Origin of the sequence: Pseudomonas neuropathica, assembly GCF_015461835.1 — a bacterium.
Classification (GTDB): domain Bacteria; phylum Pseudomonadota; class Gammaproteobacteria; order Pseudomonadales; family Pseudomonadaceae; genus Aquipseudomonas; species Aquipseudomonas neuropathica.
Map to the genome: position 1 here is coordinate 294785 of NZ_JACOPX010000010.1, position 16500 is coordinate 311284.

The window sequence follows — 16500 nt, forward strand, 5'->3', positions numbered from 1 at the left end:
CGTCAGCCCTTTTTGGTGATCGGTCGTTCCGGCACGTCCGGTTGGCGTTCATCGCGGGTGATGTCGCGATACCAGAGTTCATGGTGTTTCTTCGCCCAGGCGCGGCTGACCCAGCCGTGCATCATCGCGTCCACCGAGCCCTTGATCCATAGCCCGGCGTAGATGTGGATGATGATGCTCAACACCAGAATGAACCCGGCCAGCGCATGCAGCAGCATTGCCCAGCGAATCACAGTAATGCCGAAATACGCACTGAACCAGGCACGCCAGATCACCAGTCCGGTGAACAGCAAACCCAGCATGCACAGGAGTAAAGTCCAGAACAGCAGCTTCTGCCCGGCGTTGTATTTGCCTACCGGTGGCACGCTTTCTTCATCGTTGACCAACACTCGGTCAATGCGGCGCATCCACTTCCAGTCGTTGTCGATAAAGAAGTTCGAACGCCAGAAACGGAACACCAGACCGAGGAACAACACAAACATCGCGATGCCCATGTACGGATGCAGAATCCGCGTCCACGGCCCACCGCCGAACAGGTTACTCAGCCAGAACAGCGCCGGATGAAACAACGCCAGACCCGACAGTCCGGCCATGAAAAACAGGATCGCCACCAGCCAGTGATTGGTGCGCTGGTTGGCGGTGTAACGCAGGATCGTCTTGTTGCTCATGGCCGGTCCTCCCCGCGTGGATCGAAGGTGTGCACCGCCGGATCGACGACATGTACCGAGGTGTCGGGCGGCGTCGGATGTTCATCCTCTTCGACGCGATTCGGGCCGATGCGCACGTAATGGAAGAACCCGGCCAGCACCGCCGCGCCCATGGCCAACAGGCCCAAGGGTTTGCTGATGCCTTTCCACAGGCCCACCAACGGACTGATTGCCGGATCTTGCGGTAAACCTGCATAGATTTTCGGCGTGTCGGCGTGGTGCAGCACGTACATCACGTGCGTGCCGCCGACGCCTGCCGGGTCATACAGACCGGCGTTTTCAAAGCCACGGCTTTTCAGGTCGACGATGCGCTCGGCGGCGTGTTCCTTCATGTCTTCCTTGGTGCCGAACACGATCGCACCGGTCGGGCAGGTTTTCACACAGGCCGGTTCCAGCCCTACCGCCACGCGGTCCGAACACAAGGTGCACTTGTAGGCCTTGTGATCCTTTTGCGAAATGCGCGGAATGTTGAACGGGCAACCGGTGATGCAATAACCGCAACCGATGCAGTGATCCTGATCGAAATCGACGATGCCGTTGGCATGCTTGATGATTGCGCCGGGACTCGGGCACGCCGCCAGACAACCCGGTTCGGCGCAGTGCATGCAGCCGTCCTTGCGGATCAGCCATTCGAGGTTGCCGGCGTCGGTTTCGTGCTCGGTGAAACGCATCAACGTCCAGGTTTCCGCGCTCAGGTCTTGCGGGTTGTCGTAAGTGCCGTGGTTGTGGCCGACCTCGTCGCGCAGCTCGTTCCATTCCGAGCAGGCGACCTGACAGGCCTTGCAGCCGATGCATTTGGTGGTGTCGATCAGCTTCGCCACCGCCTCCTGATTCCTCACCGATGGCGGCACCGTGGTAGTGGCCGAGCGGGCAATGATGTCTTGGCTGGCCATTTACAGTTTCTCCACGTTGACCAGGAATGACTTGGATTCCGGGGTCTGGGTATTGCCATCGCCGAGGAACGGCACCAAGGTGTTGGTCAGATAACCGTGACGCGTCAGGCCGGTGAACCCCCAGTGCAGCGGGATGCCGATCTGATGCACGACCTGGCCGTTGACCTGCAACGGCCGGATCCTTTTCGTCACCACCGCCACCGCTTCGATAAAGCCGCGTTTGCAACTGACCCGTACGCGATCACCGGCAGCGATGCCCTTCTCTTTCGCCAGCACTTCACCGATTTCGACGAACTGCTCGGGTTGGGCAATCGCGTTCAACTTGCAATGCTTGCTCCAGAAATGGAAATGCTCGGTGAGCCGGTAACTGGTGCCGGCGTACGGGAAGTCCTTGGCCTCGCCGAGGGTTTCCCAGACCGAATCGAAGATCCGCGCCGCCGGGTTGCTGGTGGCTTTCTTGTTTTGCGGGTGCAACGGGTTGATGCCGATCGGCGTTTCGAACGGCTCGTAGTGCTCGGGGAATGGCCCTTCGTTCATCTTGTCGACGGCGAAGAACCGCGCCACGCCCTCGGGGTTCATGATGAACGGGTTCATCCCGGCTTCTGGCGGCACATCGGCTTTGTAGTCCGGCACGTCGGTGCCGCCCCAGGCTTTGCCGTTCCACCACACCAGACGTTTTTTCGGGTCCCACGGTTTGCCCGCGACGTCCGCCGAAGCGCGGTTGTAGAGAATCCGCCGGTTGGCCGGCCAGGCCCACGCCCAGCCGAGATGCTGATGCATGCCGTACGGATCGGCGTTGTCGCGGCGGGCCATCTGGTTACCGGCCTCGGTCCAGCTGCCGGCGAAGATCCAGCAACCGGACGCAGTGCTGCCGTCATCCTTGAGCAAGCCGAAGCCTGCCAGTTGCGAGCCGGCCTTGACCGCCACCCCCGTGGCATCGGTGAAATCCGCCACGGCGCTGCCGTTGATTTCCTTGGCTAGCTCTTCCGGCGAAGGCTCGTCGGGGATCTTGTACGGCCACGTCAGTTTCAGCAGCGGATCAGGGAATTTGCCGCCCTCGGTCTGATAGCGCTTGCGCAGGCGCAGGAACAGTTCGCTCATGATGCGAATGTCGGTCTGCGCTTCGCCCGGGCCATCGGCGCCTTTCCAGTGCCATTGCAGCCAGCGGCTACTGTTGACCAGTGAGCCGTCCTCTTCGGCAAAACAGGTGGTCGGCAGGCGAATGACTTCGGTCTGGATCTCGGCGCTTTTCACATCGTTGTACGGCCCGACGCTGTGCCAGAACTCCGAGGTTTCAGTAGCGAGCGGGTCCATCACCACCAGCCATTTCAGCTTCGCCAAGGCGCCCATCACGCGGTTCTTGTCCGGCAGCGCGGCGATCGGGTTGAAGCCCTGACAGAAGTAGCCGTTGACCTTGCCCTGGCTCATCAGGTCGAACATCTTCAGGACGTCGTAGTTGGGGATGTCGAGCTTCGGCAAATGGTCGTAGCACCAATTGTTCTCGGCAGTGGCGTTGGCGCCGTACCACGACTTCATCAGGCTGACGTGGAATTTGCTGTAGTTCTGCCAATAGGACAATTGCCCCGGCCGCAGCGGGACTTGCGTGCGTTTGTGGATGAACTGGGCGTAATCCTGCTCGGTGTCGCTGCCAAGTGTCAGGTAGCCCGGCAGCGCATTGGAGAGCAAGCCAAGGTCGGTCAGGCCCTGAATATTCGAGTGACCGCGCAAGGCGTTGACCCCGCCGCCGGGCATGCCGACATTGCCCAGCAGCAATTGCACCATCGCCGCGCTGCGGATGATCTGCGCGCCGATCGAGTGCTGCGTCCAGCCGAGGGCGTAGAGAATCGTCATGGTCTTGCCCGGGGTCGAGCAAGTGGCGATCTCTTCCCAGATTTTCTGCATGGCATCGACCGGCATGCCGCAGATCTGGCTGGCGAGGTCGATGGTGTAGCGGCTGTAATGCTGCTTCATCAATTGATAGACGCAGCGCGGGTCTTGCAGCGTCGGGTCGACTCTGACGAAACCGTCGTCGCCCATCTCGTAACCCCAGCCGGATTTATCGGTGTAGCTGCGTTTCTCCGCGTCGTAGCCGCTGAAGATCCCGTCTTCGAAGCCGTAGCCTGCTCTGACGATGAATGACATGTCGGTGTAGTTGCGCACGTATTCGTGCTGGATCTTGTCCTCGGTCAGCAGGTAATTGATCAAACCGCCCATGAAGGCGATGTCGGTGCCGGTGCGGATCGGCGCGTAATAGTCGGCAACGGACGCGGTCCGGGTAAAACGCGGATCGACCACGATCAGCCGCGCAGCGTTGTGCGCTTTGGCCTCGGTCACCCATTTGAAGCCGCACGGATGCGCTTCTGCTGCGTTGCCGCCCATCACCAGGATCAGATTCGCGTTGGCGATATCGGTCCAGGTATTGGTCATGGCACCACGGCCGTACGTCGGGGCAAGACTTGCCACCGTCGGGCCGTGTCAGACACGCGCCTGGTTATCGAACCCCAGCATGCCGAGACTGCGAATCACCTTCTGGGTGATGTAACCGGCTTCGTTGGACGCCGCCGATGCCGCGAGAAACCCGGTGCTCAGCCAGCGATTCACCGTTTGCCCGTTGGCATTCTTCTCGATGAAATTGGCATCGCGGTCGGCTTTCATCAGGTCGACGATGCGGTCGAGCGCTTCGTCCCAACTGATTCGTGTCCATTCGCTGCTGCCGGGCTTGCGTGTTTGCGGGTAGAGCAAACGGCCGGGGCTGTGAATGAAGTCGAGAAGGCCTGCGCCTTTCGGGCAGAGGGTGCCGCGATTGACCGGGTGGTCGGCGTCGCCCTCAATGTGAATGATGCTTTGCGCGACGTTCTTCGCGGCATCGCCCTGGCTGTACATGATCAAGCCGCACCCGACCGAGCAATACGGACAGGTGTTGCGGGTTTCATGGGTGTGGGCAAGCTTGAAGTGGCGCACCTGCTCGGCGAAGGCTGGCGTCGGGGCCATGCCCAACGCGCCCAGGCTAGAGCCTGCAAGGCCGATACCGGCGACCTTGAAGAACTGACGACGGCTGAGATCCATCGTGCACTCCTGATCAGGTGGAACCCGGTACTGGTGCCGGGTTTTATCTGGACAATCACGGTTGCGGCAAACGTCTGCCGACTTTTTCACTGTAGACAATGACCACACGATCTGTGTGAAAACCGACCGTCGGCCGTTTGTCGGGCAATACACAAATCTGTGTAGGGGCTGCCGAAGGCTGCGATCTTTTGATGTTGCTCTTTAAAAACAAAATCAAAAGATCGCAGCCTTCGGCAGCTCCTACAGGGGTTGTAGGTTTATCATGCCCGCAGGACCATTCCCGCCTTCACGAGACCGCGCATGACTTTCGATTTTGATCAGGTATTCGACCGCCACAACACCGGCAGCACCAAGTGGAGCCGCTACCCGGCCGATGTGTTGCCGATGTGGGTCGCTGATATGGATTTCGCCGCGCCGCCGGTGGTGATCGAGGCGCTGCAACAACGCTTGCTGCATCCGCTGGTGGGCTACAGCGTGGCGCAGGACAACTTGCGTGACGCCATCGTCGCCGACCTCTGGAACAAGTTTTCCTGGAAGGTCAAACCGCAGGAACTGATTTTCCTGCCGGGCGTCGAGTCGGGCTTCAACATGGCTTTGAAAGCCCTGGTGCAGCCGCAACAGAACGTCGTGGTGCAAGTGCCCAACTACCCGCCACTGCGCCATGCGCCGGGACATTGGGGCTTGAACAAGGTTGAACTGGAATTCATCGCCCAGGCTGACGGCACTTACCTGACGCCGTTGGACGTGTTGCGTGAGTCGCTGAACGGTGGCGGTGCGTTGCTGCTGAGCAACCCGCACAACCCGATCGGCAAGGTGTTTGGCCGTGACGAGCTGCAAGCCGTGGCCGATATCTGCGCGGCGCAGGACGCCTGGATCATCTCCGACGAAATCCACGCCGAGCTGTGCTTCGACGGTCGCGTGCACATTCCGACCGCGTCGCTGAGCGCGGAGATCGCCGAGCGCACCATCACTCTGATGTCGGCGAGCAAGGCCTACAACATCGCCGGCCTCAAGACCTCGTTCATGATCATTCAGAACGCCGCCCTGCGCGAACGCGTCAATCACGCCCGTTGCGGCATGGTCGACAGCGTCAACCCGCTGGGCATGGAAGCCACCCGCGTGGCGTACAGCGAAGGCGGGCCGTGGCTGGCCGAGCTGAAAACCTACCTGCAAGCCAATCGCGACTGGCTGGTAGAAGCGGTGCGCAACCGCCTGCCGGGCGTGACCATCAATGTGCCGCAGGGCACTTATCTGGCGTGGCTGGATTGCTCGGCGCTGGACCTGGACAACCCGCAGCAGTTCTTCCTTGAGCAGGGCAAGGTTGGCCTCAGCGCCGGTCTGGACTTCGGCGATCAACACCAGCAGTTCGTCCGTCTGAACTTCGGCTGCCCGCGTTCATTGCTGGAAGAAGGTATCGCCCGGATGGAGCGCGCGCTGACTACACGCAATACCTGAAACCACCACATCCCCCTGTAGGAGCTGCCGAAGGCTGCGATCTTTTGATCTTGCTTTTTAAAAGATCACAATCAAAAGATCGCAGCCTTCGGCAGCTCCTACAGGGAATTTGCGTCACGTGTAAATCCGATCGAACTCACGGCAAACGCACCGGGTCAACCCCCCATACCTGCCCTGAGACCTCGGAGACCCGCGATGACCGACTATCCAAAACCACCCTTCCCCGCACAAGCCCAAACCGTGCCCGGCGCCCAAGGCAAGATGCAGCCCTATCCCGATTGCGGCGAGCAGAGCTACGTCGGCTCCGGGCGACTGGCCGGCAAGATCGCCCTGATCACCGGTGCCGACAGCGGTATCGGCCGCGCCGTGGCCATTGCGTTCGCCCGTGAAGGCGCCGACGTTGCGGTCGCCTATCTGAATGAACACGAAGACGCCCAGGAAACCGCGCGCTGGGTCGAGCAGGCCGGGCGCCAGTGCCTGCTGTTGCCGGGCGATATCGCGCAAAAGGCCCATTGCCAGGCCTTGGTCGACAAGACCGTGGAACGCTTCGGTCGCATTGATGTGCTGGTCAACAACGCCGCGTTCCAGATGACCCACGAAACCTTCGAAGAAATCCCCGACGATGAATGGGTGATGACTTTCGACGTCAACATCACCGCGATCTTCCGCTTGTGTCAGGCAGCGATCAAACACATGCGTGCCGGCGCATCGATCATCAACACCAGTTCGATCAATTCCGATTTGCCCAAACCCACCCTGCTCGCCTACGCCACCACCAAAGGCGCGATCGCCAACTTCACCGGCGGTCTGGCACAGATGCTCGGGCCAAAGGAAATCCGCGTGAACTGTGTGGCACCGGGGCCGATCTGGACGCCGCTGATCGTCTCGACCATGCCCGATGAAGAAGTGCAGAACTTCGGCGGCAACACCCCGCTCGGCCGCCCCGGCCAACCGGTGGAAGTGGCGCCGATCTACGTGTTGCTGGCCTCGGACGAAGCCAGTTACATCACCGGCCAGCGCTATGGCGTGACCGGTGGAAAGCCGATGCTGTGAGTAAACGCACTGTAGGAGCTGCCGAAGGCTGCGATCTTTTGATTTGGATGTTAAAAACAAGGTCAAAGGATCGCAGCCTGCGGCAGCTCCTACAGGGGCGGCGTCAGAAGCGAAAGGGTCTCTGCAGGCGGCCGTCATTAATCACTGAGGGCGGCAGATCATGAGTTTTATCGTGTGGGTCGCCGTACTCGGCGCAGTCCTGCTGACCCTGGCACTGACGTCGTCATACCTGCGCTGGATGCCGGTGACCACCTCGGCGGTTTGTCTGCTGCTGGGTATCGGCATCGGCCCCAGTGGCCTCGATCTGCTGAAACTATCCCTGGAAGACGCCTCGCTGTGGATGGAGCACCTGACGGAAGTCGCGGTGCTCTTCTCTCTGTTCGTCTGCGGCCTGAAATTGCGCCTGCCGCTGCGCGACAAGCGTTGGCGAATCGCTTTCGGCCTCGCCGGCCCCGTAATGGTACTGACCATCGCCGGGGTGTGCCTGCTGCTGCATTTTGCCTTGCGCTTGCCGTGGGGGCCGTCGTTGTTGATCGGCGCGATGCTGGCGCCCACCGACCCGGTGCTGGCGGCGCTGGTGCAGGTCAATGATGCGCGGGATGTCGACAGCGTGCGTTTCGGCCTTTCGGGTGAGGCCGGGTTGAATGACGGGGTGGCGTTTCCGTTTGTAATTCTCGGCTTGTTGTTGATTCACGGTGATGGCTCTGCCGCCGAGTGGCAGGGCTGGGTCTTGCGCAGTTTGTTGTGGGCGGTGCCCGCAGGCCTGCTCACCGGTTACTGGATGGGCCGTGGTATCGGCCGCGTGACCCTGTCGCTGCGTATTCACAATGACGACAGCACGCTCAGCCCGAACGACTATCTGGCGTTGTCGTTGATTGCCCTGGCGTATGTCGTTGCCGAGGCGATTGGCGGCTATGGTTTTCTGTCGGTGTTCGCTGCCGGGTTGGGCCTGCGTCAGGTCGAAGTCAAATCCACCGGCGCCGGGCAACCGCCCGCCGAGCATTTGGTGCAACCGGTGGTCGGCCATCAGAACGTCGAACCGCAGCACGCGGTGCACGGCGACACCGAACGGCTGGAAAGCAGCCAGGTCGCCGCCGGGATCATGATGGGCGACATGCTGTCGTTCGGCAGTCTGGTCGAGCGCGCCATGGAAGTATTTCTGGTGACCCTGCTCGGCGTCGTGCTGGTAGCGCACTGGGACTGGCGGGCATTGCTGGTGGGCGGCGTGCTGTTCTGCCTGATCCGCCCGGCCTGCGTCGCGTTGATGCCTTGGGGCGCACTGCTCAAAGGAAGGCAACGGCTGTTGATCGGCTGGTTTGGCATTCGTGGTATCGGCAGCCTGTTCTATCTGTTTTATGCCTTGAACCACGGGCTGACCGACACAGTGGCCAGCCTGTGTACCGATCTGACCTTGTCGGTGGTGGCGCTGAGCATCTTGCTCCACGGCATCAGCACGCAACCGATCCTCGCCCGTTACGAACAGCGCAAAAAACAAAAAAACTGATTTTTGATTTGCGGATTTAACCAGGAATTGATCGAATTTTTTTCTATAAAAAAATGGATCCCTGATTAATGGCCGGCAGTCACAAGCATAACCCCTCGCCGGATGTGTCCGGCGGGGCCCGGCAGGTTCGGTTCCCCTGCGGCGCTACGCCTATGAAACGGAACCCTTGAAGAATAAGGTCACGGTCATGAAAGAATGCTCGACTCCTGCGCAAATCAAGGCTTGCAGAGCACTGGCTCTGGAACGCAATCGTCAATTGTTCGATAACGCCCACACCCTCAATCGAGCGGCCAATGCGCTGCTTGAGGTTGAACATCTGGACATCGAACAATTCGAGCACTACCGAGCGCTGCGCAAAAAAGCCGATTCGATGTTTGAAGACGCCATCGACCATTTGTGCGTCTTGAACGAAGACTTCCCGCCGATTCCGATGTCGTCGCAGAATTCGATGGCGCTGCGTCGAGAGCTTGAGACCGTGGAGTGATGCAGAAAAGCCCCTCACCCTAGCCCTCTCCCCCAGGAGAGGGAACTGACCGAGGTGAATGATCGGGATATGCCGACCTGAGATACCGAGTCGATCGCAGATTTTGAACTGCACGAAGATCTGCTCCCTTCCCCCTCGCCCCCTTTGGGGGAGAGGGCTGGGGTGAGGGGGATAGATCTGTGTAGCACAACAAAATTCAAGCGAATGAGAAAGCCCGGCGATATAAGCCGGGCTTTTGCGTGAAGACCAATCATCCCCCCGGATTGGTCACCTGAATAAACACCGCATAACTCCCCAGCAACACCCAGAACGTCGCAAAGATCCACGGCGTACGCACCGAAAACAGCAGCGACTTGCGATAGCCCTTGTGGCTCGACTCCATCTCGCTGAACAGCGGCGATTCGTCATACGCCAGGCCCATCAGCGGTTCGCTGTGCAGCAAGTGGCTCTGCTTGAAATGCCAGTGGTCGATGATGTCGTACGCCGCGCGAATCCCCGGCCAGGCATTCAGCGAGCTGAGCAGCCCGAGCAGCGCAAGAAACGGTGGCACCACCAGCGTGAACAACTTGCCCCACTCCGGGTTGAGGTTGGCCATGCACGAGGCAAAGGCAATCACCAGAAACGACTGCGCCGCCAGATAAGCGTCGGTACGGTTGGCGAGGATGCTGGTTTCGTACTGGATCTCCCGCCGATAGAAATCCAGCCGTTCCTTGGGTGAGCCAAACATCTTGGCGTCATGTTCGGTCAGGGTTTCTTCAGCGGTGGGCTCAGTCAGTATGCGAGACAAAAGATGCACGCTCCGGGGTGGGGAAAACGTTTAGAAGTCCCCGTTGGCGCGCAAGTTCAGACGGATTGACCGACGCCTTGTTTCATCGATTGGGCAATGATTGCCACCAGATTCATCTGCGTAAACGGCTTGGGCAGTCGCGGCAGTTGCGCGGCAAAGCCTTCCAGACGTTCGGCGTAGCCGGTGGCCAGGATGATCGGCAGATCCGGTTTGAGCACGCGCACGGCATGGGCCAGTTGCGCGCCGCTCATCTTCGGCATGGCCATGTCGGTGATCATCAGGTCGATGACCTCGCCCTGATCGAACAACGCCAGCGCTCGCGCACCGGACGTCGCACTGACCACCCGATGGCCGAGGTCTTCGAGCAGCAGACTGGTGCTGGTCAATACCAGTGAGTCGTCATCCACCACCAGCACGCTGAGTCTTGGTACCACCACGGGCTCGGCGTGTGGCTGCAGCGACTTGCTGACGGTACCCTCGCCGGCCACCGGAATCCACAGTTCTGCCGTGGTGCCCTGGGCCTTTGCACTCTTGAGAATGAAACGGCCACCGAGTTGTTCCATGAAGCCGTGGACCATCGACAAGCCCAGCCCGGTGCCCTTGCCCAAGCCTTTGGTGGTGAAGAACGGATCTCTGGCCGACGCCAGTGTGTGCTCATCCATTCCCTCCCCGGTGTCGATTACGCTGAGGCAGACGTAACGCCCCGCAGGCAGGTCCGAATGCCCCAGCTCAAGCACCACTTGCGGTTCAGCGCTGATGCTCACCGTACCTCCATCGGGCATGGCGTCGCGGGCGTTGGTCGCCAGATTGAGCAGGGCCAGCTCCAACTGGTTGGTGTCCGCCAGCACCGGCTCGAGATCGTCGGGAAACCGCGTGTCGACACGGATCCCCGGCCCCAGCGAACTGCGCAGCAAACCGCTGATGCCCTGAACCAATTGCGCAATATCGACTGACTCGGTCTTCAGTTCCTGTCGGCGGGCGAACGCCAGCATGCGCTGGGTCAGCGAGACGCCGCGCAAGGCGCCTTGGGTGGCGTTTTCCAGCAGGCGGCTGATTTTCGCATCGTCGCCCACGCGCTTTTGCACAATTTCGAGGTTACCGAGAATCACCGTCAGCAGATTATTGAAATCATGGGCGATGCCACCGCTGAGCTGACCGATGGCCTGCATCTTCTGCGCCTGGAACAGCGCTTCACGGGTTTTCTCCAGCGCCTGTTGCGCCTGGTGGGTCTCGGTGATGTCGCGGGTGATCTTGGCAAAACCAAGCAATGTGCCGGTGTCACCACGAATCGCATCGACCACCACATGAGCGAGAAACCGCGTGCCGTCCTTGCGCATGCGCCAGCTCTTGTTCTCGAAACGACCCTCGCGGGTGGCGATTTCCAGCGCCCGTTGCGGCTCGCCGAGTTCGCGGTCCTCGGGGGTATAGAACAGCGAAAAATGCTGACCGATGATTTCTTCCGGCAGATAGCCTTTGATCCGCTGCGCGCCCTGGTTCCAGTTGCTGACCCGGCCTTCGGGGCTGAGCATGTAGATGGCGTAGTCGGTGACGCCCTGCACCAGCAAGCGGAACTGCTGCTCGCTTTGCTTGAGGGTTTCTTCGGCCATTTTGCGGTCGGTCAGGTCGCGGGTGATCTTGGCGAAACCGAGCAATTTGCCGTCGGGATCAATGATCGGATCGATGACCACATGCGACCAGAAATTGGTGCCGTCCTTGCGCACCCGCCAGCCCTCGCCTTCGAAACGTCCTTCACGGATCGCCGTGTCGAGCGCACGCTGCGGCAGACCGGCGGCGCGATCCTCAGCGGTATAGAAGCGGGAGAAATGTTCGCCGAGAATTTCCGCCTCTTCGTAGCCCTTGAAGCGTTTGGCGCCGGAGTTCCAACTGGTGATGATGCCGTCGGGATCGATCATGTAGATCGCATAGTCGACCACCGCATCGATCAACAGACGAAAACGCATCTCTTCGATCGTCGCGGTCTTGTTTTTCTCGCTCATCACACTCACCAGCCATTGTCATGAGCAGAAGTATGCGGTAATCCGGCAAATTGGGAAGCGTCCGCCTCATGATTGATTGCCCACCAGCGCGGCAGTAGCTGTTTGATCCGGCTCTCGGCAAAGCGATCGTCAATCAGCATGACCACGCCGCTATCCTCACGGGTGCGGATGACTCGCCCGGCGGCCTGTACCACTTTCTGCACGCCGGGGTACAGGTAGGTGTAGTCGTAACCGGCGCCGAAGATGGCGGCCATGCGGTGTTTGAGTTGTTCGTTGACCGGATTGAACTGCGCCAGCCCCAGGGTGGCAATGAACGCGCCGATCAGCCGCGCACCGGGTAAATCGATGCCTTCGCCGAATGCACCGCCCAATACGGCAAAGCCGACGCCCTGGCTGTGCGCGGTGAACTGATCGAGAAAGGCCTGCCGCGCCCCTTCGAGCATGCCCCGCGATTGCTGCCACAGGGTGATGTGCGGGTAACGCTCAGCGAGTAACGACGCCACTTGTTGCAGATAATCGAAGCTGCTGAAAAACGCCAGATAGTTGCCCGGACGCTCGCTGAACTGCCGCGCGATCAATTCGACGATCGGCTCCAGCGAGGCCTGACGATGGTTGAAGCGTGTCGAGATGCGACTGACGATCTGCACCTGCAACTGCTCGGCGCAAAACGGCGATTCGACGTCGATCCACACGGTGTCGGCGGGCGTGCCAAGCAAATCGGCGTAATAGTGACGCGGGCTGAGAGTCGCGGAAAACAGCACGCTGCTGCGCGCCGCTTTCAGCCGCGGGCCAATGAACGCGGCCGGCACCACGTTGCGCAGGCATAACTGCGAAAGCGGCTTTTTGCGGTCGAGGTCGCGCTTGCTGATGTCGAACAGGTAATGCTCGTCGTACAGCTCCGCCACCCGGGCGAATTGCAGCAGGTCGAAATAGAAGTTCTGCAAGGCGCTGTCGAGGCCCTGCGGATGGTCATTGAGGTAATCGCCAATGGCCGCGCAACACAACGAGATCGCTTGCAGGAGTTTTTCCGGGGCCTTGTCGTAAGCCTGATACGCCGCCAGTTGCGGCGCATGCAGCGCGTTCCATTCACGGTTGATCCGTTGCAGGGAGCTTTTCAGCGGTGCCGGCGCGGTTTTGCGCACACTGCCAAGGGTGAACTGATCAAGACTGGCGCTGTACATCTGCCGGCCGCGTTCGACCAGGTTGTGCGCCTCGTCCGCCAGCACCGCGACTTTCCATTGATTGAGCTGGGCCAGACCGAACAGCATGGCGCTGAAGTCGAAGTAATAGTTGTAGTCGGCGATCACCACGTCTACCCAACGGGCCATCTCCTGACTCAGGTAATACGGGCACACCGCGTGTTGCGCGGCGACCTCACGCATGGCGGCTTGATCGAGCAGGCGGATTCGGCTGGCCGCTTCCCGCGCGGCCGGCAGGCGATCATAAAAGCCCTGGGCCAACGGGCAGGATTCGCCGTGACACGCTTTGTCCGGATGTTCGCAGGCCTTGTCCCGGGCGACCATTTCCAGCACCCGCAAGGGCAAGGCTGGTGACTGATCGAACAACACTTGACTGGCATCCAGCGCCAGCTTGCGCCCCGGTGTCTTCGCGGTGAGGAAGAACACCTTGTCCAGTTGCTGCGGCGCCAGGGCCTTGAGCATCGGGAACAGCGTGCCGAGGGTTTTGCCGATGCCGGTCGGTGCCTGGGCCATCAGGCAACGGCCGGTGCTGACGGCCTTGAACACTGATTCCGCCAAGTGCCGCTGACCGGGACGAAAATCGGCATGGGGAAACGCCAGTTGCTGCGCGGCCAGATTGCGCGCCTCGCGATGGGCCATTTCCTGTTCGGCCCATTGCAGGAACAGCGTGCATTGCTGTTCGAAAAAGGCCTTGAGGGTTTCGGCGCTGAAGGCCTCGACCAGACAGGTTTCCTTCTCGCTGACGATATCGAAATACACCAGCGCCAGATTGATTTGCTCAAGTTCGAGCTTGCGGCACATCAACCAGCCGTAGATCTTCGCCTGCGCCCAGTGCAACTGGCGGTGATTGGCCGGTTGCTTACTCAGGTCGCCACGGTAGGTTTTGACTTCCTCCAGACAGGTTTGCGCCGGGTCGTAGCCGTCCGCCCTGCCCCTGACCTTCAACTGCAGAAACTCGCCTTCGAGCGCCACTTCGCTTTGATACTTTTCGCTGCGCCGCGAGGCCACAGTGCGGTGGCCGGCGATGCCTTCCAGCGCCGTGGGTGATGGGGTGAAGCGCAGGTCGAGGTCGCCGGCCTTGGCGGTGAACTCGCAGAGTGCGCGCACGGCAATGCTGTAGCTCAAGCGCTCTGCTCCGCCCATTGCACATAACACACGGCCACCGGCATCTGGTGTTGGTGACAGAACTCAAGCCAGCGCAGCTGGTTGTCCTGCAGGCGATCGCCGGGGCCTTTCACTTCAATCATCCGATAGGTTTTGTGCTGCGGCCAGAACTGGATCAGGTCGGGCATGCCGGCGCGGTTGGCCTTGATGTCGAGCAGCAAACGGTTGAACCAGTGCTTAAGGTGCTCGGCGGGTAGACAGGCCAACGCCTGCTCAAGCAATTGTTCATTCACCGCGCCCCAGAATACAAATGGCGACTGGACGCCCCATTTTTCGACAAAGCGCTGGCGAATGGTCTCGGCATAGCGGCCGTCGTCGAGTTCACTCAGGCACGCCTGGAACAGTTCGGCGCGGCGTTGCTGGAAGTCTTCGTTGAGCAGGTCCACCGGGCCACGCTGAAACGGGTGGAAGAATGCCCCGGGCAACGGCGCGAAAATCGCCGGCCAGCACAACAGGCCGAACAGTGAGTTGATCAAGCTGTTTTCCACGTAATGCACCGGGCCGTCGTCATCGTGCAGATGCGCCTGCACGTAAAACTCCACAGACAAGGCCGGGTCGGTGCGTGGCAATTGCAGATCCAGCCGCTCGACCGGTCTGGCCGCTACGCGTTTGAGCGGCGGGCCGCCGAGTTTGCGCCGCACCCTTGGCAATATCCGTTGCAGGCCTTGCTGCTCGGCAGCGCTTTCCGGCGCCTGTTCGGCCAGCGTGGCGAGCTCCAGCGCCAACGAGTATTCGCCGCTGCGCTCCAGCACGCGGATCATGCGTAAACGGGCGCCGGGATAGGCGCAGTCGCGGTAAATGCTCAGGGCCAGGGCAAACTCGCTGATGCGCTCGCAATACTGGCCGATCTGGAACAGCACCTTGCCACGCCGGCGTTGCAGCCATGGGTTGTCGAAGTGCAAGGCGCTGACCTGCGCAACAATGGTGTCCAGTGGCTCACCGGCTTCGAAACGCAATTGACAGTTGTGCAGGAACAGGCACGCATCGACGTCTTCACGACTGCGCAGGCCCCGCGAGTCGGCGCAGAATTCGACTTTTTCATAAGTGAAGATGCCAAGGTCGGCGAGGACGAATTCCGACCAGTCCTGATACAGGTTGCCGAAGAACATCAGCCGCAAGCGATCGCACAGGTCCATGATGGTCAGGCTGAACAAGCGATCATCGAGCAGCGGCGCCCAGTCGCGCAGGCTGCGAGCGTCTGCAAACTGCTCGGCGAGGAGCGGCAGCCAATCGTCCTTGCGGCCCTTGGGTTGCTCGATAAAGGCTGCAAACGCTTGCAGGATCTCGGCCTTGAGCAACACATCGAACAACTCGGCGAGGACCAGCGGCGCGTGTTCGTCGATCCAGCCGTGCTCCAGCAAGGGCTGCGCGGCCTCGGCGATGTCACCGATTTCAACGTAATTGAGTTTGCCGGCACGAAAATGCACACCCTTGCGCATCACCATCCGCACCAGTAAACCCTGCGACGCGCGCGGCAAGGCCTTGAAGTCGCGGATGAACGCGTGTTCCGCTTTGCTCATTACATCGGCATAACGAAGCTCAAGCCAATCAAGCACTTGCCGGAAGTTGTTAAGGTAATAGAACGGGTCGTCGAGGGGATTGGCAGTCACGGGAATTCTGGGCCATGGCAAGCGAGTACTGGTTATGCGTACAGATACCAGCTGTGCCCTGCCCGGCGCAAACGGAAAATGATCAATGGCATTTTTTCGCCGGGCTATCGAACTTTTCCTCCGGGGATGGCACCAACCGCGTTAGAGAGCCGACAATGCTCGGCATCACATCGATTGAGGATTTAGAGGTGGGTATGAAAATCAAAGCACTGGGCATCCCTTTCGCCGTCGTCGCCGCTCTGGCACTGGCCGGTTGCTCGACCCCAACGGTGGTCACCCTGCAGAACGGCACCCAGTACCTGACCAAGGACATGCCGAAGACCAAAACCAAGGACGGCTTCTATGAGTTCGAAGATATTTCCGGGGCCAAGGTGAAGGTTCGCGCCGATGAAGTGGCCACCGTTCGCGAAGAAGACTGACCCACGGTGATCGTCGTCGATCGTTCCCACGCTCTGCGTCACTAGTGTCCGGTAAAACCTGTTTCAAGCAGAAGGCAGCCTTGAGCTGCCTTCTGCTCCGTTCGCTTCTGCCTTCGGTGCTCAAGATGTTCAATGCTTGATGGACGTTCGAACAACGTGTGG

General features: G+C 60.3%; 12 protein-coding genes. 5 read left to right on the forward strand and 7 right to left on the reverse strand.

Translation table 11 applies throughout. The features are described 5' to 3' along the window. Positions 1-2: 2 nt before the first annotated feature. The 3 genes from H8F23_RS17030 to fdnG are packed head-to-tail and all read right to left on the reverse strand — an operon-like array spanning position 3 to position 4666. On the reverse strand, positions 3-668 hold the full coding sequence (locus tag H8F23_RS17030; protein ID WP_194935161.1) for a formate dehydrogenase subunit gamma: 666 nt from the start codon (positions 666-668) through the stop codon (positions 3-5). Then, positions 665-1600 (reverse strand): formate dehydrogenase subunit beta, encoded by a 936-nt coding sequence (fdxH, locus tag H8F23_RS17035; RefSeq protein ID WP_093431371.1) that lies wholly within the window; start codon positions 1598-1600, stop codon positions 665-667. Before fdxH ends, H8F23_RS17030 begins: the two co-directional genes overlap by 4 nt. Further along, positions 1601-4666, reverse strand: coding sequence for a formate dehydrogenase-N subunit alpha (fdnG, locus tag H8F23_RS17040; protein ID WP_194935162.1), 3066 nt, complete (start codon positions 4664-4666; stop codon positions 1601-1603). A gap of 300 nt (positions 4667-4966) precedes the next feature. Between fdnG and H8F23_RS17045 the strand changes: the two genes are divergently transcribed. From H8F23_RS17045 to H8F23_RS17060, 4 genes are all read left to right on the forward strand, one after another. Next, the gene (locus H8F23_RS17045; RefSeq protein ID WP_194935163.1) at positions 4967-6121 is read left to right on the forward strand and encodes a MalY/PatB family protein; all 1155 of its coding nucleotides are present in this window, start codon (positions 4967-4969) and stop codon (positions 6119-6121) included. Between the two features lie 195 nt (positions 6122-6316). Beyond that, positions 6317-7174, forward strand: a complete 858-nt coding sequence (locus H8F23_RS17050) for a glucose 1-dehydrogenase (RefSeq protein WP_194935164.1) — start codon at positions 6317-6319, stop codon at positions 7172-7174. A 160-nt stretch (positions 7175-7334) separates the two neighbouring features. Continuing rightward, positions 7335-8678, forward strand: coding sequence for a cation:proton antiporter (locus H8F23_RS17055; RefSeq protein ID WP_095049069.1), 1344 nt, complete (start codon positions 7335-7337; stop codon positions 8676-8678). Positions 8679-8865: 187 nt separating this feature from the next. Next, the gene (locus H8F23_RS17060) at positions 8866-9162 is read left to right on the forward strand and encodes a hypothetical protein (RefSeq protein WP_194935165.1); all 297 of its coding nucleotides are present in this window, start codon (positions 8866-8868) and stop codon (positions 9160-9162) included. 250 nt (positions 9163-9412) lie between these two features. Here the strand turns inward: H8F23_RS17060 and H8F23_RS17065 are convergent, their stop codons facing one another. Genes H8F23_RS17065 through H8F23_RS17080 form a run of 4 tightly spaced genes read right to left on the reverse strand, consistent with a single transcriptional unit; the run spans position 9413 to position 15919 of the window. Further along, a complete protein-coding gene (locus H8F23_RS17065; protein ID WP_016983364.1) occupies positions 9413-9949 on the reverse strand; it encodes a hypothetical protein in 537 nt (178 codons plus the stop codon). 56 nt (positions 9950-10005) lie between these two features. Then, positions 10006-11946 carry a hybrid sensor histidine kinase/response regulator gene (locus H8F23_RS17070; RefSeq protein WP_194935166.1) on the reverse strand — a complete coding sequence of 647 codons (1941 nt, stop codon included), beginning with the start codon at positions 11944-11946 and terminating at the stop codon, positions 10006-10008. 5 nt (positions 11947-11951) lie between these two features. Continuing rightward, entirely contained in the window at positions 11952-14270 is a 2319-nt protein-coding gene (locus H8F23_RS17075; protein WP_194935167.1) for an ATP-dependent DNA helicase, read from the reverse strand. Further along, the gene (locus H8F23_RS17080) at positions 14267-15919 is read right to left on the reverse strand and encodes a VRR-NUC domain-containing protein (protein WP_194935168.1); all 1653 of its coding nucleotides are present in this window, start codon (positions 15917-15919) and stop codon (positions 14267-14269) included. Before H8F23_RS17080 ends, H8F23_RS17075 begins: the two co-directional genes overlap by 4 nt. 194 nt (positions 15920-16113) lie before the next feature. On the opposite strand from H8F23_RS17080, the gene H8F23_RS17085 reads away from it, so the two are divergent. Then, positions 16114-16338, forward strand: coding sequence for a YgdI/YgdR family lipoprotein (locus H8F23_RS17085; RefSeq protein WP_016983368.1), 225 nt, complete (start codon positions 16114-16116; stop codon positions 16336-16338). Positions 16339-16500 lie beyond the last annotated feature (162 nt).

Excerpts from the sequence above, each read along its gene's own strand:
- H8F23_RS17045 (WP_194935163.1), top strand. The coding sequence starts at position 4,967 with ATGACTTTCGATTTTGATCAGGTATTCGACCGCCACAACACCGGCAGC.
- fdxH (WP_093431371.1), bottom strand. The coding sequence starts at position 1,600 with ATGGCCAGCCAAGACATCATTGCCCGCTCGGCCACTACCACGGTGCCG.
- H8F23_RS17070 (WP_194935166.1), bottom strand. The coding sequence starts at position 11,946 with ATGAGCGAGAAAAACAAGACCGCGACGATCGAAGAGATGCGTTTTCGT.
- H8F23_RS17030 (WP_194935161.1), bottom strand. The coding sequence starts at position 668 with ATGAGCAACAAGACGATCCTGCGTTACACCGCCAACCAGCGCACCAAT.
- H8F23_RS17055 (WP_095049069.1), top strand. The coding sequence starts at position 7,335 with ATGAGTTTTATCGTGTGGGTCGCCGTACTCGGCGCAGTCCTGCTGACC.
- H8F23_RS17085 (WP_016983368.1), top strand. The coding sequence starts at position 16,114 with ATGAAAATCAAAGCACTGGGCATCCCTTTCGCCGTCGTCGCCGCTCTG.
- H8F23_RS17060 (WP_194935165.1), top strand. The coding sequence starts at position 8,866 with ATGAAAGAATGCTCGACTCCTGCGCAAATCAAGGCTTGCAGAGCACTG.
- H8F23_RS17050 (WP_194935164.1), top strand. The coding sequence starts at position 6,317 with ATGACCGACTATCCAAAACCACCCTTCCCCGCACAAGCCCAAACCGTG.